The sequence below is a fragment of the Corynebacterium suedekumii genome, assembly GCF_030252185.1.
Taxonomy (GTDB): domain Bacteria; phylum Actinomycetota; class Actinomycetes; order Mycobacteriales; family Mycobacteriaceae; genus Corynebacterium; species Corynebacterium suedekumii.
In genome coordinates this window covers 2074731-2097157 of the sequence record NZ_CP126970.1, presented here as the reverse complement: position 1 = coordinate 2097157, position 22427 = coordinate 2074731, and the positions used below count along the sequence as shown (strand labels likewise).

Annotated in this window: 20 protein-coding genes; 1 reads left to right on the top strand and 19 read right to left on the bottom strand. The window is 68.9% G+C overall.

Annotated elements, in window-relative coordinates:
- Positions 1-12: 12 nt before the first annotated feature.
- The 18 genes from argH to QP029_RS10430 form a co-directional block, all read right to left on the bottom strand.
- A complete protein-coding gene (gene argH / locus QP029_RS10515) occupies positions 13-1446 on the bottom strand; it encodes an argininosuccinate lyase (protein WP_284874256.1) in 1434 nt (477 codons plus the stop codon).
- A complete protein-coding gene (locus QP029_RS10510; protein ID WP_284874255.1) occupies positions 1447-2646 on the bottom strand; it encodes an argininosuccinate synthase in 1200 nt (399 codons plus the stop codon). It lies immediately after the preceding gene.
- A gap of 55 nt (positions 2647-2701) precedes the next feature.
- Positions 2702-3178: an arginine repressor gene (locus QP029_RS10505; RefSeq protein WP_284874254.1), complete on the bottom strand. Its 477-nt coding sequence runs from the start codon at positions 3176-3178 to the stop codon at positions 2702-2704.
- Complete coding sequence (gene argF, locus QP029_RS10500) at positions 3175-4149, bottom strand: ornithine carbamoyltransferase (RefSeq protein WP_284874253.1); 975 nt, start codon at positions 4147-4149, stop codon at positions 3175-3177. Before argF ends, QP029_RS10505 begins: the two co-directional genes overlap by 4 nt.
- A 2-nt stretch (positions 4150-4151) precedes the next feature.
- On the bottom strand, positions 4152-5330 hold the full coding sequence (locus tag QP029_RS10495) for an acetylornithine transaminase (protein ID WP_284874252.1): 1179 nt from the start codon (positions 5328-5330) through the stop codon (positions 4152-4154).
- Entirely contained in the window at positions 5323-6267 is a 945-nt protein-coding gene (gene argB, locus QP029_RS10490; protein ID WP_284874251.1) for an acetylglutamate kinase, read from the bottom strand. Before argB ends, QP029_RS10495 begins: the two co-directional genes overlap by 8 nt.
- 7 nt (positions 6268-6274) lie before the next feature.
- Positions 6275-7435 carry a bifunctional glutamate N-acetyltransferase/amino-acid acetyltransferase ArgJ gene (gene argJ, locus QP029_RS10485; protein ID WP_284874250.1) on the bottom strand — a complete coding sequence of 387 codons (1161 nt, stop codon included), beginning with the start codon at positions 7433-7435 and terminating at the stop codon, positions 6275-6277.
- A gap of 25 nt (positions 7436-7460) precedes the next feature.
- The gene (gene argC, locus QP029_RS10480; RefSeq protein ID WP_284874249.1) at positions 7461-8504 is read right to left on the bottom strand and encodes an N-acetyl-gamma-glutamyl-phosphate reductase; all 1044 of its coding nucleotides are present in this window, start codon (positions 8502-8504) and stop codon (positions 7461-7463) included.
- Between the two features lie 60 nt (positions 8505-8564).
- Entirely contained in the window at positions 8565-9014 is a 450-nt protein-coding gene (locus QP029_RS10475) for a hypothetical protein (protein WP_284874248.1), read from the bottom strand.
- Between the two features lie 62 nt (positions 9015-9076).
- Positions 9077-11590: a phenylalanine--tRNA ligase subunit beta gene (gene pheT, locus QP029_RS10470; protein ID WP_284874247.1), complete on the bottom strand. Its 2514-nt coding sequence runs from the start codon at positions 11588-11590 to the stop codon at positions 9077-9079.
- A gap of 34 nt (positions 11591-11624) precedes the next feature.
- Entirely contained in the window at positions 11625-12671 is a 1047-nt protein-coding gene (gene pheS / locus QP029_RS10465) for a phenylalanine--tRNA ligase subunit alpha (protein ID WP_284874246.1), read from the bottom strand.
- A 74-nt stretch (positions 12672-12745) separates the two neighbouring features.
- Entirely contained in the window at positions 12746-13597 is an 852-nt protein-coding gene (locus tag QP029_RS10460) for a TrmH family RNA methyltransferase (protein ID WP_284874245.1), read from the bottom strand.
- An 87-nt stretch (positions 13598-13684) separates the two neighbouring features.
- Complete coding sequence (locus tag QP029_RS10455) at positions 13685-14152, bottom strand: TM2 domain-containing protein (protein WP_284874244.1); 468 nt, start codon at positions 14150-14152, stop codon at positions 13685-13687.
- Positions 14153-14569: 417 nt separating this feature from the next.
- Positions 14570-14956, bottom strand: coding sequence for a 50S ribosomal protein L20 (gene rplT, locus QP029_RS10450; protein ID WP_284874243.1), 387 nt, complete (start codon positions 14954-14956; stop codon positions 14570-14572).
- 54 nt (positions 14957-15010) lie between these two features.
- Positions 15011-15205 carry a 50S ribosomal protein L35 gene (gene rpmI / locus QP029_RS10445; protein ID WP_284874242.1) on the bottom strand — a complete coding sequence of 65 codons (195 nt, stop codon included), beginning with the start codon at positions 15203-15205 and terminating at the stop codon, positions 15011-15013.
- A gap of 36 nt (positions 15206-15241) precedes the next feature.
- Complete coding sequence (gene infC / locus QP029_RS10440) at positions 15242-15811, bottom strand: translation initiation factor IF-3 (RefSeq protein WP_284874241.1); 570 nt, start codon at positions 15809-15811, stop codon at positions 15242-15244.
- A gap of 235 nt (positions 15812-16046) precedes the next feature.
- Positions 16047-16853 carry a serine hydrolase gene (locus tag QP029_RS10435; RefSeq protein WP_284874240.1) on the bottom strand — a complete coding sequence of 269 codons (807 nt, stop codon included), beginning with the start codon at positions 16851-16853 and terminating at the stop codon, positions 16047-16049.
- A 59-nt stretch (positions 16854-16912) separates the two neighbouring features.
- Positions 16913-17455 carry a hypothetical protein gene (locus tag QP029_RS10430; RefSeq protein WP_284874239.1) on the bottom strand — a complete coding sequence of 181 codons (543 nt, stop codon included), beginning with the start codon at positions 17453-17455 and terminating at the stop codon, positions 16913-16915.
- A 217-nt stretch (positions 17456-17672) separates the two neighbouring features.
- Here QP029_RS10430 and QP029_RS10425 point away from each other — a divergent pair, with 217 nt between their 5' ends.
- The gene (locus QP029_RS10425; protein ID WP_284874238.1) at positions 17673-19553 is read left to right on the top strand and encodes a DUF2339 domain-containing protein; all 1881 of its coding nucleotides are present in this window, start codon (positions 17673-17675) and stop codon (positions 19551-19553) included.
- Here the strand turns inward: QP029_RS10425 and uvrA are convergent.
- Entirely contained in the window at positions 19550-22399 is a 2850-nt protein-coding gene (gene uvrA, locus QP029_RS10420; RefSeq protein WP_284874237.1) for an excinuclease ABC subunit UvrA, read from the bottom strand. The genes QP029_RS10425 and uvrA overlap by 4 nt on opposite strands.
- Between the last annotated feature and the right edge of the window lie 28 nt (positions 22400-22427).

The following is a 22427-nucleotide window of genomic DNA, read 5'->3' as shown; positions in this document are numbered from 1 at the left end:
GTCGGGTCCGGATCAGCCGCGGACCGGGGTCTGCGCCCACTCGAGGTGGTTCTTCGACGCCTCGGCGACACGGTCGCGCTGTTCGGCGACGCGGACGCCGGCGGTGCCGCCGCGGGTGGCCCGGGAGGCCACCGCGCCGTCGATGGTGAGCACCTCACGCACCGCCGGGGTCAGTCGCGTATCGACGCCGCGCAGCTCCTCGTCTGTGAGCTCGTCGAGGCCGACACCCCGTGCCTCGGCAAGACGGACACAGGCACCGGAGGCCTCGTGGGCCTCGCGGAACGGGACCCCCTCGCGCACCATCCACTCGGCCAGGTCGGTGGCCAGCGTGAAACCGGCCGGCGCCAGTTCCCGCATGCGGTCCTCGTGGAAAGTCAGCGTGGAGACCAGTCCGGTCATCGCCGGCAGCAGGAGGTTGAGCTGCGCGACGGAGTCGACGATGGGCTCCTTGTCCTCCTGGAGGTCGCGGTTGTAGGCCAGCGGCTGCGCCTTGAGGGTGGCCAGGAGGCCGGTGAGGTTGCCGATGAGCCGGCCGGTCTTGCCGCGGGTCAGTTCCGCGACGTCCGGGTTCTTCTTCTGCGGCATGATCGACGAGCCGGTGGACCAGGCGTCGGCGAGGGTGACGTAGCCGAACTCCGGGGTGCACCAGGCGATGATCTCCTCGGCCAGGCGGGACATGTCCACGGCGATCTGGGCGAGGACGTAGGCCGTCTCGGCTGCGAAGTCGCGTGAGGAGGTCGCGTCGATGGAGTTGTCGGCCGCGGAGTCGAAACCGAGTTCGGCGGCGATGGCCTCCGGGTTGAGCTGCAGCGAGGACCCGGCGAGAGCGCCGGAACCGTAGGGCGACACCGCGAGACGCTTGTCCAGGTCGCGGATGCGCTCGATGTCGCGCAGCAGCGGCTGGGCGTGCGCCAGCAGCTGGTGGGCGAGCAGGACCGGCTGGGCGGCCTGGAAGTGGGTCTTGCCCGGCATGATGGCGTCGGGGTGGGCTTCGGCCTGGGCCACGAGGGCGTCGACAAGCTCGGTGACACCCACGGCGATGGCGCGGACCGCATCGCGGACCCACATGCGGAACAGGGTGGCAACCTGGTCGTTGCGGGAACGGCCCGCCCGCAGGCGGCCGCCGACCTCGGGGCCGACGCGGTCGATGAGGCCACGTTCCATGGCGCCGTGGACGTCCTCGTCGGAGGGCTCCGGGCCGAAGGTGCCGTCGGCGACGTCACGGCCGAGCTGATCGAGGCCGGCGAGCATGGTCTCCAGGTCGGCGTCGGAGAGCAGACCCGCGGAGTGCAGCACCCGGGCGTGCGCCTGGGAGGCGAGCACGTCGTAGGGGGCGAGCACCCAGTCGAAGTGGGTGGACACGCTCAGGGCGAACATCGCCTCGGAGGGGCCGCCGGAGAAGCGGCCGCCCCAGAGGGCACCCTCGTTGGTTCCGTGCGCCTGCATCTACTTGGCCTCGCGGTCGCGGCGGTTGGCGATCTTGGAGGACAGGCCGTGCAGCTCGACGAATCCCTTCGCGGAGGTCTGGTCGAAGGTGTCGCCGGTGTCGTAGGTGGCCAGGTTGAAGTCGTAGAGCGAGTGGTTGGAGCGGCGGCCGTTGACGGTGATGGTACCGGCGTGGAGGACTAGGCGGATGTCGCCGGTGACGTGCTCCTGGGTGGAGTCGATGAAGGCGTCGAGGGAGCGCTTGAGCGGGCCGAACCACAGGCCGTCGTAGACCTCCTCGGACCAGCGGGCGTCGATGAGCCGCTTGTAGCGGGCCAGCTCGCGCTCGACGGTGACGTCCTCGAGGGCCTCGTGGGCCTTGATGAGGACCATCGCACCCGGTGCCTCGTAGATCTCGCGGGACTTGATGCCCACGAGGCGGTCCTCGACCATGTCGAGGCGGCCGACACCCTGGGCACCGCCGCGGCGGTTGAGCTCCTCGATGGCCTCGAGGACGGTGACGGGGCGGCCGTCGATGGCGACCGGCTTGCCACCCTCGAAGGAAATGATGAGCTCGTCTGGGGCGTTACCCAGGGAGGGGTCCTCGGTGTAGGCGTAGAGATCCTTGGTCGGCGGGTTCCACAGGTCCTCGAGGAAGCCGGTCTCGACGGCGCGGCCCCACACGTTCTGGTCGATGGAAAACGGCGAGGACTTGGACTGCTCGATGGGCAGGTCGATCTCCTCGGCGAAGGCGATGGCCTTGTCGCGGGTCCAGGCGTAGTCGCGGGCCGGGGCGATGATCTCCAGGTCGGGGTTGGTGTTGCGGAAACCGACCTCGAAACGGACCTGGTCGTTGCCCTTGCCGGTGCAGCCGTGGGAGACGTGGGTACCGCCGTGTTCCTCCGCGGCCTGGACGAGGTGCTTGACGATCAACGGGCGGGAGATCGCGGAGACCAGCGGGTACTGCTTCATGTACATGCCGTTGGCCTTGATGGTGGGCAGGCAGTACTCCTCGGCGAACTCGTCGCGGGCGTCGATGACGATGGACTCGACGGCACCGCAGTCGAGGGCGCGCTGGCGCACGGACTCCATGTCCTCCCCACCCTGGCCGAGGTCGAGGGACACGGCGACAACCTCGCCGCCGGTCATCTTGGCCAGGTACGGGATGGCGACGGAGGTGTCGAGGCCACCGGAGTAGGCGAGGACGACGCGTGCAGTCATGGAAATTCTCCTTGGGGATCTAATGGGTTCTACGGATTATGAGGATACCGGGGGCTCACCGGGTGGTGAGCAGCTCCCCCAGCTCGCGGCCGGTCATCGGCTCGCGGGCGAGGACGAAGATGGTGTCGTCTCCGGCGATGGAGCCGACGACCTCGTCGAGGCCGACCCGGTCGATGAAGCTGGCCAGGTACTGCGCCGCTCCCGGCGGGGTGCGCAGCACGGTCGTGTTCCCGGAGGAGTCGACCGCGACGACGAGCTCGTCGAGCATCCGGCGCAGCTTCTCCCGGGGACCGGAGAGGTGCTCCGCCAGGGTCTGCTCGACATGCCCGACGACGTAGTAGGCGCGCCCGTTGTCGGGGCGGACCTTCTTGGCGCCGAGTTCATCCAGGTCCCGGGACAGGGTGGCCTGGGTGATGTCGAAGCCCTCGTCGAGCAGCAGCTCGGAGAGCTGAACCTGGCTGGAGACCCGGGTCTTAGCCAGGATCTCCAGGATCTTCGCCTGCCGGGCGGCGCGGGTGGCCGGGGTGGTCATCGGGGATCCGCCCCGGCGGCGGGCTGGTTCTCCAGCAGCCACACCATGAGCGCCTTCTGGGCGTGGAGGCGGTTCTCGGCCTCGTCGAAGACACGGGAGGCGGGGCCGTCGATGACCTCGGCGGTGACCTCGTTGCCGCGGTAGGCGGGCAGGCAGTGGAGGAAGATGGCGTCCTCGGCGGCCTGTGCCATGAGGTCGGCGGTGACCTGGTACGGCAGGAACGGGGTACGACGGTCCTTGCCGTCGGCCTCCTGCCCCATGGACACCCAGGTGTCGGTGATGACCACGTCCGCGCCGGCGACCGCGGCGGTGTCGTCGGTGACGGTGACGGTCGCCCCGGTCTCCGCGGCCCGGCGGCGGGCGCGGTCGACGAACTTCTCCTCCGGCTGGAAACCCTCCGGCGAGATGATCGCGATGTCCATGCCGGCGGTGGCGAAACCGATCATGTACGAGTTGGCCATGTTGTTGTTGCCGTCACCGAGGTAGACGGCCTTCTTCCCCGCCAGGCCGGCCGGGCCCTGCTCCGGGCAGAGATTCTCCACGCAGGTCTGGAGGTCGGCGAGGATCTGGCAGGGGTGGAGATCATCGGACAGCGAGTTGATGACGGGCACCGTCGCGGTCTCGGCGAGCTCGTGGAAGTTCTGGTGGGCGTAGGTGCGCCACACGATCGCCTCGACGTAGCGGGAGAGCACGGCGCCGGTGTCCTGGTAGGTCTCACCCTTGCCCATCTGGGTATTCCCGGAGTCGACGACGATGGCGTGCCCGCCGAGGTGGGCGATGCCGGCGTCGAAGGAGAAGCGGGTGCGGGTGGAGGTCTTGTCGAACAGGACCGCCACCGACAGCGGGCCCTCAAGGGGACGCCTGGACAGCGGCGCCTTCTTCAGCTCGGCGGCGAGGGTGAGCACCTCGGCCTGCTCGGCGGGGGTGAGGTCGTCGTCGGCGAGGAAGTGCCGCACGTTCGGGGTGGTCATGGTCAGGCCTCCTTGGTGAGGGTGGTGAGCAGGTCGGTGAGTGAGTCGACGGCCTGGCCGATCTCCTCGTCGCTGATGATCAGCGGGGGGGTGAGGCGGATGACGGTGTCACTCGGTGCGTTGAGGATGAGGCCGTGGTCGAGGCCGGCGGTCACCGCCTGCTTGGCGACGCTGCGGTCAAGCACCACGCCGAGCATGAGCCCGCGGCCGCGGACCTCGACGACCCCGGGGATCTGCGCGATCTTGCCCGCGAGGACCTCGCCCTTGCGGGCGACGTCGGCGCAGAACGCGTCGTCAATGATGCCGAGCACCGCGTTGGCGGCGGCGCACGCGACGGGGTTGCCGCCGAAGGTGGTGCCGTGGGCGCCCGGTTCGAACAGGGTCGCCGCCCTGCCCCGGGCGAGGGTGGCGCCGATGGGGATGCCGGCACCGAGGCCCTTGGCCATGGTGATCACGTCGGGCAGGACGCCCTCGTGCTGGAAGGCGAAGAAGTCACCGGTGCGGCCGACGCCGGTCTGGACCTCGTCGACGACCATGAGGATGCCGTGGGCGTCACACAGCTCACGGACCGCGGTGAGGAAGCCCGCCGGGGCGGGAATGACACCGGTCTCGCCCTGGACGGGTTCGAGGAAGATCGCGGCGGTGTCGGAGGGGTTCGTCTCCACCAGGGCGGTGAGGTAGTCGATGTCGCCGTAGGGGTAGAACTCCACACCCGAGGGCAGCGGCTCGAAGGGCTTACGCTTCGCGGGCTGCCCGGTCAGCGCGAGGGAGCCCATGGTGCGGCCGTGGAAGCCGTCGACGGCGGCGAGCACCCGGGACCGGCCGGTCAGGCGCGCCAGCTTGAAGGCGGCTTCGTTGGCTTCACCGCCGGAGTTGCAGAAGAACACCCGGGTGGAGTCGTCGCCGACCTTCTCCTTGAGGGCAGTCGCGGCGCGGATGACCGGCTCGGAGGCGAAGAGGTTGGACACGTGGCCGAGGGTGGACAGCTGCTCGGTGACGGCGTCGATGATCGCCGGGTGGGCGTGCCCGAGGGCGTTGACCGCGATGCCGGCGAGCATGTCGATGTGGGCGCGACCCTGGGCGTCGATGACCGTTGCGCCGCGGCCGGAGACCAGCTCCACGGGCGGGGTGCCGTAGTTGTTCATGAGCACCTGGTTCCACTGGTTCAGTGCGTCACTCATTCGGGGAGTCCTTCCGGAAGACGGTGCCCTCGGGGTAGTTCCCGCGGTCGTAGTTGTCGGGCAGCACCATGGTGCCGATTCCGCCCATGGTCAGCAGCTCGAGGATGACGGAGTGGGCGAAGCGGCCATCGATGACATGCGCCGCGGACACCCCGCCCTGGACGGCGCGCAGGCAGGACTCCATCTTGGGGATCATGCCGGAGTCCAGGCCGGGCAGGATCTGCTCGAGTTCGGTGGTGAGGATCTTCGACACCAATGAGTCCCGGTTCGGCCAGTCGGTGTACAGGCCCTCGACGTTGGTGAGGATGAGCAGACGCTCGGCGCCGATGGCCTCGGCCAGGGCTCCGGCGGCGGTGTCGGCGTTGATGTTGTACACCTCGCCGTCCTCGCCCGGGGCGATGGTGGAGACGACCGGGATGCGGCCGGCGTCGATGATGTCCATGAGCGCCTCGGGGTTGACGTCGACGATGTCGCCGACGAGGCCGATGTCGGTGGGCACTCCCCCGACGTCGACCAGCCGTTTGCGGGCGGTGAACAGGCCGGCGTCCTCACCGGAGGTGCCCACCGCGTAGGGGCCGTGCGAGTTGATGAGGCCGACGAGGTCGCGGCCCACCTGGCCGAAGAGCACCATGCGGACGATCTCCATGACCTCCGGGGTGGTCACCCGGAAGCCGCCCTTGAACTCACCGTCGAGGCCGACGCGCTTGAGCATCGCGGAGATCTGCGGGCCACCGCCGTGGACGACGACCGGCTTGGCGCCGACGGTGCGCAGGAAGACCATGTCGGCGGCGAAGGCGGCCTTGAGGTCCTCGTCGATCATGGCGTTGCCGCCGTACTTGACCACGACGATCTTGTCGCGGAAGTGCTGCAGCCACGGCAGGGCCTCGGCCAGGACGTGGGCCCGGGCCTCATTGCTCAGGTTCTTGAGGGTATCCATGCCGCTCCTAGCTCGAGTAGGCGGAGTTGATGTGGACGTAGTCGTGGGACAGGTCCGTGGTGCGCACCGTCGCCCGTCCGGGCCCGTCCACGCCGAGGTTGACCAGGACGTCGATGTCCGCACCGGACAGGTCGACCTCGCGGGCGTCCGGGGTGCCGGTGGTGTTCTCACACACGGCGTGACGGTTGAAGTACACGGAGATGTGGTCGGGGTCCATGTCGGCGTCGGCCATGCCGACGGCGGCGAGGACGCGGCCCCAGTTGGGGTCGGAGCCGAACATCGCGCACTTGAACAGGTTGTCGCGGGCCAGGGTGCGGGCGGCGTTGACGGCCTGCTCGTCGGTGGAGGTGCCCTCGACGGTGACGGTGACGCGCTTGGTCACACCCTCGGCGTCGGCCTGCATCTGCCGGGCGATGTCCTCGCTGGCCTGCAGGACGGCGGCGTTGAGCTCCGCCTGGGTCGGGGTGACGCCGGAGGCGCCGGAGGCGAGCAGGAAGACGGTGTCGTTCGTCGAGGTGGAACCGTCGATGTCGAGGGTGTCGAAGGTGACCTTCGACGCCGCGCGCAGCGCCTCGTCGAGCATCTCCGGGGTGGCGGAGGCATCCGTGGTCAGGCACACGAGCATCGTGGCCAGGGACGGGCTCATCATGCCGACGCCTTTGCCCATACCGCCCAGAGTCCAGCCCTCGGCGTTGACCACCGTCTCCTTCTTCACCAGGTCGGTGGTCATGATCGCCACTGCGGCATCCTCACCGTGGTCCCCGAGGTCACCTGCGAGCGTCTCGACGCCCGCGTGCACCTTGTCCATCGGCATCGGTTCACCGATAAGTCCGGTGGAACAGACGCCGACGTCCGCGGGGGCGACGTCGAGAAGCTGCGCCACCTGCTCGACGGCGGCGGCGGCGTCGCGGTCACCCTGGGCGCCGTTGCAGGCGTTGGCGTTTCCGGCGTTGAACAGCACCGCGCGGATCCGGCCGTCGGCGACGGCCTCGCGGGAGACCTTCACGGGTGAGGCGACGACCCGGTTGCGGGTGAACACGGCGGCCGCGTGGTACTCGGGGCCGGTGTTGACCACCAGGGCCATGTCGGGGTTGCCGGAGGGCTTGATGCCTGCGGTGGTGGCCGCGGCGGTGAAACCGGCCGGGGCGGTGATACCGGTGGAGCTCATGGGTGTGTCCTTCGCTGGGGTGAGGTCAGGGGGCGACGGCGGCCTGCGGGAGGCCGGCGGTCTCGTCGAGCCCGAGGGCCAGGTTCATGCACTGGACGGCCGCGCCGCCGGTGCCCTTGGTGAGGTTGTCGATGACCGAGGTGACCAGCAGTCGCCCCGATCGCTCGTCCACCTCGACCTGGACGTGGCACATGTTGGTGCCCACGACGTTCTGGGTCTGCGGCTGCTGGCCGGCCGGCAGGAGGTGGACGAAGGGCTCGTCGGCGTAGAAGGCGCGGTAGGTCTCGTAGGCCGCCTCCTGGGTGACACCCTCCACCAGCGGCGCGGTGGCGGTGGTGAGGATGCCCCGGGGCAGCGGTGCGAGGACCGGGGTGAAGCTCACGGTGACCTCGGCGTCAGTGACCTCGGCGAGGTTCTGGGTGATCTCCGGGGTGTGCCGGTGCTTGCCGGCGGTGTTGTAGGCCTTGAGGTTGCCCATCGTCTCCGAGCCGAGCAGGGCGACGGACGCCTTCTTGCCGGCTCCGGAGACACCGGTGACGGACACGAACGCGACGTCCGGGGTGACCAGACCGGCGGCGACGGCCGGAAGCGCCGCGAGGGTGGCGCCGGTGGGGAAACAGCCCGGCACGGCGATGCGCCGGGCACCGGAGAGCTGTTCGCGGTGGCCGGGCATCTCGGGGATGCCGTAGGGCCAGGTGCCCGCGTGTTCGCCGCCGTAGTAGTGGTCCCACTCCCCCGCGTCCTGCAGGCGGAAGTCCGCGGCGCAGTCGATGACCACCGTGTCCTCGGAGAGGACGCGACCGATCTCGGCGGAGTGACCGTGCGGCAGGGCCAGGAACACCACGTCATGTCCGGCAAGGACCTCAGGCGTGGTGTCCTCGAGCTGACGGTCCGCCAGCTGCGGGAGGTGGGGCATGAGCTCAGCCACCGGGGTGCCCGCGGAGGACCCCGCGGTCAGGGCGCCGATGCTCAGCTCGCCGGACAGGTACAGGGGGTGACTCAGGAGCAGGCGGAGGATCTCCCCGCCCGCGTATCCGGAGGCACCTGCTACCGCTACCGTGAATGTCATACGACCCACCCTACCATTTATGCAGTCGGGTGAAAAGTATGCAGCCGGCGCGTGTAAGGATCAGAATGAGGAAGCGCTGCTCATCGCCTGCGGTCCGCCAACGGTGTTGCCGGCGAAAGCGGCGTACCCGGCCCCGACGAAGACGTGCAGGTTACCCAGTGGGTCCGCCACGACCGTCACGCCATGAGCCTGACCGAACTGGCCGGGCCCCAGCTTCTGCGGGGCGCCGACGAGTCCCTGGTTCCAGCATCCGGCGTGGGTCTCACCGCGGTACACACGCACCGAGGGGATGAGCTCGTTCGGCGGGTTGCACTCCGGCTTCGAGGCCCGGGCGCGCTCGCTCACGCAGTTGACGTACGGGCCCCCCTCGAAGGTGAGGACCTCGCAGCGGACGTCGCCGGCGGCGTTGGTGAACTGGCGGGCATCCTGGGCGTTCGCCGCTCCGGCGCCGGCGACCATGAGGCCAGCGGCGAGGGTGGCGGTGGACAGTGCGGTGAGGGCGGATCGCATGCGGGGCAACCTTTCAGGAGGTGAATGACGTTGTGCCCCTCATGCTATGTGATCGCGGTCACTCACGCGCGCATGTCAGCGCCGAGACGTTCCTTGGCCAGCTCAGCGGCCTTGAGCCGGTGCTCGTTGGCCTCTTCGTCGGTCAGCGTCCGGTCGCCGGCGCGGAAGAGCAGGGAGAACGCCAGAGACTTACGTCCCTCACCGAGCGCGTCGGACCGGTAGATGTCGAAGAGTTCGACGTCCTCGAGCAGGTCGCCGGCGCCCTCGACCACGACGCGACGGACCTCCTCCGCCGGGATGTTCTCGTCGACGACGAGCGCGATGTCCTGGTGCAGGGCCGGGAAGGAGGACAGGACGGGTGCCGGGAAGGTCTCCTCCAGCGGCAGGGCCGTGAGATCCAGCTCCATGGCGCAGGTGCGCTCAGGCAGGCCGAGGGCCTCGATGACCTGCGGGTGCAGCTCACCGGCGTGGCCGACCACCGTGCCGTCCACCACGAGTGCGGCGCAACGGCCCGGGTGCCACGGCAGTTCCTCCGCCGAGGTGACGTCCAGTTCCACACCCGCCGCACGGGCGACGATCCGGGCGGACTCGATGGCGTCGGCATAGGTGTAGGCGCGTCCGGCACCCCAGGGGCCCGCGAACTCGATGTTGCCGGAACCCACGGTGGCCACGTGCAGCGGCTGGTACGGCAGGGAGTCGAGGACCTCGGTGAGCTCCTCATCGGACAGGCGGGCGGCGACCGAGGGCATCGGCGAGGTCTCGGCACGGGCGAAGGAGACCTGCTGCAGGCCGAACAGGGAGATGTCGGTGCGACCGCGGGCCACGTTGCGGGCCAGGGAGTCGAGCATCGACGGCAGGAGCGTGGTGCCCAGGATCGCCCGGTCCGCCTCGAGCGGGTTCTGGACGGTGACGGCGCGACGGCGCTCGTCATCGGCGGCCAGGCCCCAGACGTCGAAGGTGTCACCCGCGATGAACGGGCTCGGCAGGATCTCGGCGTACCCGTGGTAGGCCAGGGCGTGCCCGACGGCCCGGCGACGCAACTGGGCCGGGGTCAGTCCGCGGCCACCGACCGGGGTCGGCAGCACCAGCGGGATGTCCTCGAGGCCCTCAAGCCGCATGATCTCCTCGATGAGGTCCTCGGGCATGCTGATGTCGGTGCGCCAGGTCGGCGGGGTGACGTCGAGCTTGCCGCCGCAGGCGGACACCTCCACGGTGCAGCCGACCTCCTCGAGGCGACGGATGACGGTGTCGCGGTCGTAGTCCACGCCGACGAGCTCGGAGGGGTGGGTCACGCGCAGGGTGATCGTGGACGGGGTCGGTACCTCGCCGACGACGGTGCGGGCGGGCTCGACGGTGCCGCCGGCGATGTCGACAAGCAGGGCGCACGCCATGTCGAGGGCCACCTCGACGACAGCCGGGTCGACGCCGCGCTCGAAGCGGCGGGACGCCTCGGAGGAGAGCTTGTGGCGACGCGAGGTGCGGGCGACGGTGATCGGATCCCAGGTCGCGGCCTCGAAGTAGACGTCGGTCGTGGACTCGGAGATCTCCGAGCGGGTGCCGCCCATGACGCCGGCCATCGACTGGATGCCGGTCTCGTCGCAGATGACCACGTCCTCGGCGTGCAGGTTGCGGGTGATGTGGTCGAGGGTCTCGAAGGTCTCACTCGCCGCCGCGTTGCGGACGATCAGGCCGCCGGTGATCTGCTGCGCGTCGAAGGCGTGCATCGGCTGGCCGAGCAGCAGCATGATGTAGTTGGTCACGTCGGTGGCGGCGTTGACCGGGCGCTGGCCGGAGAGCATGAGCTCGCGCTGCAGCCAGTACGGCGACTCGGCGGCCGGGTTGATGCCGGTGACCTTGCGCAGCCCGAAGCGGACGGCCTTCGTCTCGGGGCGTACGTCAATGTCGAGCAGCTCGCCGGTCGGCGCGGGCACTCCGGACACGTCGATGCCGGAGACCTCGGGTGCCTCGGCGACGTCGGTGTAGGTGAGGTCGAAGGCGGAGGCGATCTCGCGGGTCAGGCCACGGGCGGACAGGGCGTAGCCGCGGTCCGGGGTGACGTTGACGTCGAAGACGGTGTCGCCCAGGCCGAGTGCCTCGCGGGCGTCGTCGCCGGGATTGCCGTAGGACGGGTCGAGGGTGATGATGCCGGCGTTCTGCTTGTCGGCCAGGCCGAGCTCGGCCGCGGAGCAGATCATGCCCTCGGAGACGTGGTCGTAGGTCTCGCGGGCGGCGATCCTGAAGCCGCCGGGCAGCTCGGCGCCGGGCAGCGAGACGACGACAGTGTCACCCTCGGCGAAGTTGCGCGCACCGCAGACGATGCCCTGCAGCTCGCCCGTATCGTTGGCATCGCCGACGTCGACCTTGCAGTAGCGGATGGGCTTCTTGAACTGCGTCAGTTCCTCGATGTTCCTGACCACACCGATGACCAGCGGGCCGGTGGTCTCCGGGATGGGCTCGTAGCCCTCGGTCTCGAAGCCGACGCGGACGAAGCCGGCGTCGAGATCCTCGGAGCTGACGGCGAAGTCGGGGTTGGCGTGGCGCAGGAGCCCGGTCACCCAGTTCTGAGCGATAAGCATGGTGGTTTCCTCTTTCTCGGTCGGACCGGGGTGGTTACTTGGCGATGCCGAACGGCAGGGTGAAGCGGGCGTCGCCCTCCACCATGTCGCGCATGTCGGTCAGGCCGTTGCGGAACTGCAGGGTGCGCTCGAGCCCCATGCCGAACGCGAAACCGGAGTAGACCTCCGGGTCGACGCCGACGGTGCGTAGGACGTTCGGGTTGACCATGCCGCAGCCGCCCCACTCGATCCAGCCGGCACCGCCCTTCTTGTTGGGGAACCACACGTCGACCTCGGCGGAGGGCTCGGTGAACGGGAAGTAGTTGGTGCGCATGCGCGTCGTCGTCTCCGGACCGAACAGCGTCTTGGCCAGGTGATCGAGGGTGCCACGCAGGTGCGCCATGGTCAGCCCCTTGTCCACGGCCAGCCCCTCGACCTGGTGGAACACCGGGGTGTGGGTGGCGTCGAGCTCATCGGTGCGGAACACCCGGCCCGGGCAGGCGATGTAGACCGGCACGTCACGGTCGAGCATGGTGCGCACCTGCACCGGGGAGGTGTGGGTGCGCAGGACCTGCTTCGAGCCTTCCACGGAGACATGGAAGGTGTCCTGCAGGGTGCGGGCCGGGTGATCAGGCAGGAAATTGAGGGCGTCGAAGTTGAAGTACTCCGCCTCGACTTCCGGGCCGTCGGCGATCTCCCAGCCCATGCCGAGGAAGATGTCGGAGATGGACTCCATGAGCGAGGTGATCGGGTGCAGCGCCCCGGCCTGGGACCGGGTGGTGGGCACCGTGACGTCGACCTTCTCGGCCACCAGCTGGGCCGCGCGGTGCTGGGCCTCGAGCCGCTCCGCGACCTCGGCGTAGTGCTTCTCGACGCGCCCACGCGCCATGTTCACCAGCCGGCCCGCGTCCTTCCGGTCCGCCTTGGGCAGCGTGCCCAGTGCACGACGCGCCTGCGGGATCGGCGCCTCGTCGCTGAGGTGGTCACGGCGGGCGACAGCCAGGGACTCGAGATCCGTGGCGGCGTCGAAGGCGGCGACGGCACGGTCAGCGGCGGCGTTCAGCCCCGCCTCGGTCAGTTCAATTGCTGGAGTCTCAGACACGTGGCCTTACCCGAACCCTTCCCTAGATGCGTGAGCGCGGTGGACGCTCGTGTGACCCGTACAGCATACCCGGATCAGTCGTCGTCGTTTCCCCGGGCCTGCCTGCTCCGGGCGCTGGCCCGGGCCTGGGCGCGCGCCGACTCGTAGAGGCAGATCGACGCCGCCGTGGCCAGGTTGAGCGATTCCGCCCGGCCCCGGATGGGGATGCGCACCCGGTGGTCGGCTTGGGCGAGCAGCTCCTCCCCCAGCCCGTGGGCCTCGTTGCCGAACAGCCAGGCGGTCGGCTTCTCCAGCAGCTCCTCGGCGTCGTCGAGGTCGACCTCCCCGTCAACGGAGGTCGCGAGTATCTGCAGCCCGGCCTTCCGGACCTGGCCGAGCACGTCTTTGACCCCGATGTTCCGCGCCACCGGCAGGTGGAACAGGGACCCGGCCGAGGCACGGGCGGCCTTGCTCGACTGTGGGTCGACGGTCTCCCCGGCGAAGACGACCGCGTCCGCACCCATCGCGTCGGAGACCCGGATGAGGGTGCCGGCATTGCCCGGGTCGCTGGTCTCCACCGGGACGGACACGAGCGTCGGGCGGCCCTTGATGGCCCGGCCGACGGTCCACAGCACCGGCTCGCACACGGCGAACAGTCCGGTGGTGGTGACGGTGTCCGACATCGACTTCGCCGCGCGGTCGGTGATCGGGTGGAGGAACACGTTGAGGTAGCCGGCGGTGGTGACGATGTCGGAGAAGCGCTGCGCCGCCGACTCCGTGACGAACACGTCCGTGGCCGCCCCGGTGGACACGGCCGCCTCGACGGCGTTCTCCCCCTCGACGATGAAGGCGCCCGCCTTCTTCCGGGCGGCGGCGCGGTGGAGTTTGGCGGCGTTGACCACGCGCGGGGTGCGTTCGGTGAACGGTTCGTCGAAGGAGAGCTGCATGGCGTTCAGGCTAGCAGTGGGCCACCGGCGAGCTACAACGCCGACGGCCCCGCCACCGGGAGGTGACGGGGCCGGGACGTGACCGGGTCAGGACAGCGGAACGCCGTTGGCGTCACGCGCCATGGAGCCGCTGCGCATGAGGATCATGATGAAGTCGATGAACACCCAGATGCCCACGATGGCGATGAGAACGAAACCGATGGCGATGATGGCGGTCATCCAGCCGATGATTGTCATCGCCAGCTGGGCGATGCCGCGGCCGGTGTGGCCGAGGTAGAAGTTGTGCACGCCGAGGGTGCCCAGGAAGAACGCCAGGAGGGCGGCCGCCACCATGGACTTCTGGGCCACCGGGTAGCCGGGGGCCATGCCGTACATCGGCTGCTGCTGCACTCCGTACTGGGGCTGCTGGTAGGCCGGCTGCTGGTACTGCGGCTGGCCGTACTGGGGCTGCTGGTACTGCTGCTGTGGGGCGCCCCATGCGGTGCTGCCGCCGGTGATCGGCAGGCCGTCCTGGTCGTACTGCTGGGGCTGGTCCTGGTTGAACGGGTGGCTCATCTGCGGGGGTCCTTCACTGATCGGAAACGACCAGGCCGTGCGCGCAGGACGTTTTCTGTGCATTCAACGTGGACGTTATCAGGATTGCCCGGCCTCCACAGTGTGATCTCAGGCAAGCGGTACCCCCGCGTCGGGCGTCCCCGGCACGGCGTGTGCTCGAACCGGGCCGGTTGATCGAGTGCCGGTTCGTCTCGCCGCAATGCACACGGTTGAGGCCGAACAACGCAGCAACAGGGCATGACACGTGTGCATTCCGGCGTCATCACCGGAATGCAGCACGGTACCACCCCGAATCGGCCCGACCGGGACCTCAACCGTGCTGCATTCCCTGAATACACGCCCCGGGCGTGGAGGTGGATCGCGTGACGCCCCGCTCGCGGTGAGGTGAGCGGGGCGTCGAGAAGCGAGGGGTGCTGCTTAGGCGGCGACCTTCGGGGCGTTGACGTCCTCCGGCAGGGCGGCCTTGGCGGCCTCGCAGAGAGCGGAGAAGGCGGCGAAGTCGCTGACGGCCAGCTCGGCGAGGATCTTGCGGTCGACATCGATCTCGGCCAGGCGCAGGCCGTGGATGAGACGGTTGTAGGTGATGTCGTTCATGCGGGCAGCGGCGTTGATGCGCTGGATCCACAGCTTGCGGAACTCGGACTTACGCTTCCGGCGATCGCGGTAGGCGTAGGTCATGGAGTGCAGCCACTGCTCCTTGGCCTTGCGGTACAGGCGGGAGCGCTGGCCGCGGTAGCCCTTGGCGGACTTGAGGATTGCGCGACGCTTCTTCTTGGCGTTGACGGACCGCTTGACACGTGCCACGGTGATACTTCCTTAACTGATGGTGATGTTTGTGGGGGTGGACAGGCGGCCTGATCAGGCCTTGCCGAGGAGACGCTTGATGCGCTTGACGTCAGCCGGGGCGACGTCCTCGGTGCCCTTGAGGCGACGGGTGCGGCGGGACGGCTTGCCCTCGAGGAGGTGGCGGCGGCCGGCCTGCTCGCGACGGAGCTTGCCGGAGCCGGTGATCTTCACGCGCTTGGCGGTGCCCTTGTGGGTCTTCTGCTTCATGAGAATTAAGTCCTTAACATCCCGATTGGTGGTGTTCTACTTCTTGCCCTTGCGCAGAGGCCCGAGAACCATGGTCATGTTCCGGCCGTCCTGCTTCGGACGCATCTCGACGACGCCGTACTCCTGGACGTCCTCGGCGAGGCGCTCCAGGAGGCGGTACCCGAGTTCCGGACGCGACTGCTCACGACCGCGGAACATGATGGTGACCTTGACCTTGGACCCCTTCTCCAGGAAGCGGACCACGTTGCCCTTTTTCGTCTCGTAATCGTGGTCGTCGATCTTCGGACGGAACTTCTGTTCCTTGACCACAGTCTGCTGCTGGTTCTTGCGTGACTCGCGGGCCTTCTGGGCCTGCTCGTACTTGAACTTTCCGTAGTCCATGATCTTCGCCACCGGCGGCTTGGCCGTCGGTGCCACCTCGACGAGGTCGAGGTCTGCGTCGTAGGCGAGCTTCCGGGCGTCGTCGGTGCGAACGATTCCGACCTGCTCACCGCCCGGGCCGACAAGGCGGACCTCGGGAACTCGGATTCGCTCATTGATGCGAGCTTCAGCGCTGATGTGTGGCTCCTCTGATAGGGGTTTCGTGGTACGTACCGTGCCACTCACCGAGGTTGCCCCACGAGAAAAACCCGCTTGCCGGTGTGACGGCAAGCGGGAGATCTCGCAATAGTCTGACAGACGGACCATATGATCCGCGTCCTACTGTTGACCTGTATCCACCCGGTGAACCGGGGGCATGAGGTGGGATGATCTCCGCTTGTGGCCCGAGCCCCTGGAAGGGCGCTACGGGTGGTAGTGACGACCACCTTAACACCACACCGGCGAAACCCCAAAACGACACTCAGGACGGTACGCAGGCGGGCGGGGCGGGGAACACGGCGGCGCTAATACGCTCCGCCAGGGCGGCGACGAGATCGACGACCATCGCCTCCGCCGTGTCGTGGGTGTTGTCGTCCGGATGGACGATGAGCGCGACCCCGAGCAGACCGTCGTCGGAGGGGACGGTGCCGAACTGGCGCAGCGTGTACACGGTGTCGGTGTCCGGGCCCCAGCCGCCCTTGAAGCGAGCGCCCGGGATGTCGCCGAGGCCGTAGTCCTGCCACTCGACGATGTCAGCCATCGCGTCGTAGGTGGTGCCGGAGGTGTCGATGCAGGGCAGGCTCGTCGCGAACTCCGCCTGCTGCGCCACCGACCACTCCGTCCGCCCCATCGGGTCCGCCAGTTCCGGAACGCCGGGCATGTGCACCTCGTCCGCGAGCACCCGCAGCTGGTAGGCCGCGTCATTGTCGGAGGCGGAGATGGCCTGCTCGATGACACCGTCGACCACCAGATCCTGCTTGTCCGCCGCGATGGCCACCGGCACCTTGATCGTCGACCACGCCGGCGAACGTCCCGGCTCCCCCGCCGACACGACCCCGTCGGCGGTGTACACGGCGATGCCGACCCGCCCGCCGTGGTCGGCCCGGATCTCGCGGACGATGTCCAGCAGTTCCGCGGCGGGGCTGGCCTGCGGTTCGGTCTCACCCCGCGGCGGGTCCTCCCCCGCCGCCTCGACGGAGGGCGGGGTCTGCGCAGCGCAGGCCGCCAGCATCCCCACGCTCAGGACGGCCGCGCCCACGGACGCGACCGCACGTGTCCAGTCATTCACGAACCGGTACGTTACACCGCAGGAAGCTCACAGGACGGGCGAGGGAGAGGACCCGGGGGTCAATCACGGGCCGCGCGCTCCTCAAGCACCACCACCGCATTGTCCCCACCCCGGCACACGTAGGAATTGTTCTGCTCCGGGCTGCACCGCATGGTGTAGCCCTGCCCGGTCACCGGGCTCGTCGCCTGCACGTCATGGACGGTGTGCACGTCCGCGTTCGAGTTCATCGCCACCGCGACGGCCTCTGCGAAACCACAGCTGGTCACGTCCGTGGCCCGGTAGATCCGCCAGTTGACGTTGGCCGCGCACTGCTCCGACCCCGCAGGCAGGGCCATCGGGGTCGCGGCCTCGGTGGGTTCGGTGGTCTCCTCTTCGGTTGTGGTCGGGGTGCTCGACTCCGTACTCGACGTGGTTACTGCGCTCGTGCTTGTCGACGCCGTCGACGTCACCGTCGTCCGCACCACCCCGGTGGTGGGTTCCGCCTCCGTGGTGGAGGTCTCCGGCGCCGCGACGACGGGCTCCTCTCCCGGCGCCAGGAACGCGCTGTAGAGCCAGATACCCAGGCCCACGGCCGCGACCACCAGCAGCGCGAGCAGCACCATGGCCAGGCCGGACCGATTCCGTGGTGCCGGCCGGGAAGCGGGCCCGACCGACTGTGAAGTCGGGGATGTCGGGGCTGGCGGAACGGGCTGGGCGGGGAACTCTGAGGTGTCCGGTGTCTCGGGCGGCATCGGTCAGCGACCTCCTCGGTCGGGGGATGAGGATCCCAACATAGTAAACGTCGCGACGCACCCGGCCCAGTGCCATAGGCTGAGCGGCATGTCTGAACCTGTGAACGAGGAGCTGCGGGACTCCATGGAACTGCGGCTGGCGCTGCGCCGACTGGAGTCCGCCGAGAAGGCCGTCGGCGAGGCGCGCAGGGCCCTCGATGCAGTGCTGACCCGTCGGAACGCAGAGTCCACGGTGGACCGATCCGCCGCCGCCCCGACACCAACGGCACCTGCTCCCGCTACCCCGGTGGCCCAGACGCAGGAGCCGTATGCCCCGTATGCGCCATACACACAGGGTCCACCGGCATCCCCGGTCTCGGCCGCTCCCTCAACCCCGGTGGCGCCGTCCCCGCAGAAACCACCGGCCCCACCGAAGCCTCCGGTGCCGACGGAGACGAAGGTCATCCGCGCGATCGCGGTGGTAGGTTCCCTCATCACCGTCGCCGGCGTGGGCCTGGCGGTGGCACTGGCGATCCAGAACGGGCTGCTCGGCCCCCTCGGTCGGGTGCTGCTCTCGGTGCTTCTCGCAGTGACTCTGCTTGGCGCCGGGCTGTGGCTCGACCGTCGCCGAACCGCAGCGCAGACCGATGACGCCCCGCCCGGGGTCACCGCCCTGGTGGTGACCTCCTTCCTCGTTCTCGCACTCGTCCTCCACGCCCTCACGGACTGGCTGGGCTGGTGGGAGGAATGGCAGGCGGTGGCGACCCTGCTGGTGGTGTGGCTGGCCTACCTCGGGCTCACCCGGAAGCGCTGGCTGCGGGCGGTGGCGATCTGTCTCGCGGTCATCGCCCCGTTCCTCATCGGGCGCTTCTACACCTCCTGGGACGCCGCCACCTGGCCGATCGTCCTGCTCCCGCTCACTCTCCTTGCCCTGTCGTGGCGGTGGCGCCTGCCGGAGATCCGGACCGCCGCCGCGGTGGTGGCGGTCATCGTGCAAGTGGGTGTCACGCTCGCCAGCGACGCGTCTGCCGTCACCCCGATGGCCCTGTTCGGCATCGTCAGCGCCGTGGCGTTCGCCGTGATCACCCTCATGGACCGGCACGACGATCAGGCGGATGTGACCAATGCGGTGATCTCGCCCCTGCTCATTCTCGCCGCGGCGATGCTGCCCACGGGGCAGCTGTGGGTGGTGTGGCTGTTCATTCCGGCCACCGCGGCGCTCGCGGCGCTGGGCTACACGCATGACTCCCCCGTGGGCCGGGTACTCGGCCCGGCCGGCCTGTGTGCCACGGCCGTCGCGTTCGTCGGGGTCTGGGCGTTGTCGCCCCGGCTCGGCATCGACTGGCATATCGACGCCACCGTGGTCGTCGCCGCCTTCTTCCTCGCCGCCGTCGCCGTCATCATCTGGCTGCACCGCACCGGGGAGGCCCGGGTGTGGCCATGGGCGTTCTGGCTGGTTGCCGCACTCATTCTCACTGGACACCTGTCACGCAATGTCCTGGCCAAGACCCCCCTGTGGCTCACCGACCACAGTGCCGCGATCCAGGCGGTGCTCATCGCGGTCTTCCTCGCCGTCGCCGTCCGTCACCGCCAGGCGATGGCCGGTTTCCCGGTGTGGGCGCAGGTGACGTTCGCCGTGGCGGCACTTCACTTGTCCATGGTCGCGATCGTCACGTTCGTCACCTGGGCAGGCCAGCTCCTGGGTGGCGGGGCCGGCATGTGGCTCGGCTACCTCATCGGCCACGCCCTGGTGTCCATCCTGTGGATGGTGCTCGCCGCGTGGATCCTGCTCGCGGCGAAGGGGATCTCGCCCCGTGCCTCGCTGGGGGCGGGCATGGTGCTGGCCATCGCGGGCGTCGTCAAGCTGGTGTTCTTCGACCTGGGCACGCTTGAGGGCCTGCCTCGCGCCCTGGCCTTCCTCATCTCCGGCGTGGCACTGCTGGCCATGGCGGCACTCCGAGCCCGCCGGGGGTCGGAAGATCCGGTCTAGAGAACCTCGGCGAGGAACTGCCCGGTGTAGGAGCCCTCAACCTTCGCCACGTCCTCCGGGGTTCCTTCCGCCACGACGAGGCCGCCGCCGGAGCCGCCCTCGGGGCCCATGTCGATGACCCAGTCGGCGGCCTTGATCACGTCGAGGTTGTGCTCGATGACCAGGACCGAGTTGCCCTTGTCCACCAGTCCCTGGATGACGAGCATGAGCTTGCGGATGTCCTCGAAGTGCAGACCGGTGGTCGGCTCGTCGAGGATGTAGACGGTCCGGCCGTTGGAGCGCTTCTGCAGCTCGGAGGCGAGCTTGACGCGCTGTGCCTCACCACCCGACAGGGTGGTCGCGGACTGGCCGAGGCGGATGTAGCCGAGGCCGACATCGACGAGCGTCTTCAGGTAGCGGTGGATCGAGCTGATCGGCTCGAAGAACTCGGCGGCCTCGGAGATCGGCATGTCGAGGACCTCGGCGATGTTCTTGCCCTTGTACTTCACCTCGAGGGTCTCGCGGTTGTAGCGAGCGCCGCCGCACACCTCACAGGGGACGTAGACGTCGGGCAGGAAGTTCATCTCGATCTTGAGGGTGCCGTCACCCTGGCAGGCTTCGCAGCGGCCGCCCTTGACGTTGAAGGAGAACCGACCGGCCTTGTAGCCACGGACCTTCGCCTCGGTGGTCTCGGCGAAGAGCTTGCGCACCTTGTCGAAGACACCAGTGTAGGTCGCCGCGTTGGAGCGCGGGGTGCGGCCGATCGGTGACTGGTCGACCTGGACGAGCTTGTCCAGCTGGTCCACGCCCTCGACCCGCTTGGCACGCCCCGGCACCTGGCGGGCCTTGTTGAGCTTGTTGGCCAGGGTCTTGGCCAGGATCTGGTTGATCAGCGTCGACTTGCCCGAGCCGGAGACACCGGTGATGCAGCACAGCACGCCGAGCGGGATGGTGACGTCGACGTTGCGCAGGTTGTTCTCCCGGGCACCGACGATGGTGAGCTCCCGGTCGCGGTCGATCTCCCGGCGCTGTTCCGGGACGCCGAGGACCTTGCGGCCGGACAGGTAGGCACCGGTGAGGGATTCCTCGCACTCGTAGAGACCCTGGGGTTCACCCTGGTAGATGACCTCGCCGCCGTACTCGCCGGCCCGCGGGCCCACGTCGACGACCCAGTCGGAGGCCTTGATGGTGTCCTCGTCGTGCTCGACGACGATGAGGGTGTTACCCAGGTCGCGCAGGCGCTGCAGGGTGGCGATCAGCCGCTGGTTGTCGCGCTGGTGCAGGCCGATGGACGGCTCGTCGAGGACGTAGAGGACGCCGGCGAGGCCAGAGCCGATCTGGGTGGCCAGGCGGATGCGCTGCGCCTCTCCGCCGGAGAGCGTGCCGGCGGCGCGGTTGAGGGTGAGGTAGGCGAGGCCGACGTCGAGAAGGAACTGCAGGCGGGCCTGGATCTCCTTGAGCACCGCCCCGGCGATCATCTCCTCCTTGGTGCCGAGGACGAGGCTGTCGAGGAAATCGCGCGCGTCGAGGATGGACAGCTCGGTCAGGCCGGCGATGGACTTCTCCCCCAGCGCCGTCGACGCGAGGCGGACGGCGAGAATCTCCGGCTTGAGGCGGGCACCACCACAGGTCGGGCACGGGACCTCGCGGGTGTAGGCGAGGTAGCGCTCCTTGGACCACTCGGATTCGACCTGGTCGATCTTGCGGTGGAGGTAGCCCATGACGCCCTCGAAGGGAGCGGTCCAGTTCCGGACGCGACCGTAGCGGTTCTTGTAGCGGACGGAGACCTCGGTGGAGGTGCCGTGGATGAGCGCCTTGCGCTGGGCGGCGGTCAGCTCCGAGTACGGCGTCTCCGGGTCGAAGTCCAGGGCACCGGCGAGACCCTCGATGAGTTTCTCGAAGTAGCTGCTGTTCGGGCTCGCGTTCCACGGCTGGACCGAGCGGATCACCGGCGCGTCCGGGTCCGGGATGATGAGGTCGACGTCGACCTCGGTGCGGGTGCCGATGCCGTCGCAGGCCGGGCAGGCGCCGTAGGGCGAGTTGAAGGAGAAGGTGCGTGGCTCCAGCTCGTCGATGTGGATGGCGTGGCCGTTGGGGCAGGACAGCTTCTCCGAGAAGCGGGCGAACCGCTTCGGGTCGTCCTCGTCGAGCCCGACGAACTCGAGCACCACCAGGCCGTCCGCCAGCTGCAGGGCGGTCTCCACCGAGTCGGTGAGCCGCTGCTTCTGGGAGGCCTTGACCTGGAGGCGGTCGACCACGACGTCGATGTCGTGCTTGATCTGCTTCTTCAGCGTCGGCGGCTCCGACAGCTGGTAGACCTCACCGTCGACCCGCACGCGGGAATAACCCTGGGAGGCGAGGTCGGCGAACAGGTCGACGAACTCACCCTTCCGGGTACGCACCACCGGGGCGAGGACCTGGAATTTCAGCCCCTCCTCCATGTCGAGGACCTGGTCGACGATCATCTGCGGGGTCTGCCGCTGGATCACCGCGTCACACTCCGGGCAGTGCGCGGTGCCGGCGCGGGCGAAGAGCAGACGGAGATAGTCGTAGATCTCGGTGATCGTGCCCACCGTCGACCGCGGGTTGCGGTTGGTCGACTTCTGGTCGATCGACACCGCCGGCGACAGGCCCTCAATGAAGTCGACGTCGGGCTTGTCCATCTGCCCGAGGAACATCCGGGCGTAGGAGCTCAGCGACTCGATGTAGCGCCGCTGGCCCTCGGCGAAGATGGTGTCGAAAGCCAGGGAGGACTTGCCCGACCCGGACAGGCCGGTGAACACGACCATCTTGTCGCGGGGCAGATCAACGTCCACGCCCTTGAGGTTGTGTTCGCGCGCTCCGCGCACGATGAGGCGGTCAGCCACGTAGGTCCCAGCCCTTCAGTGCTAATCA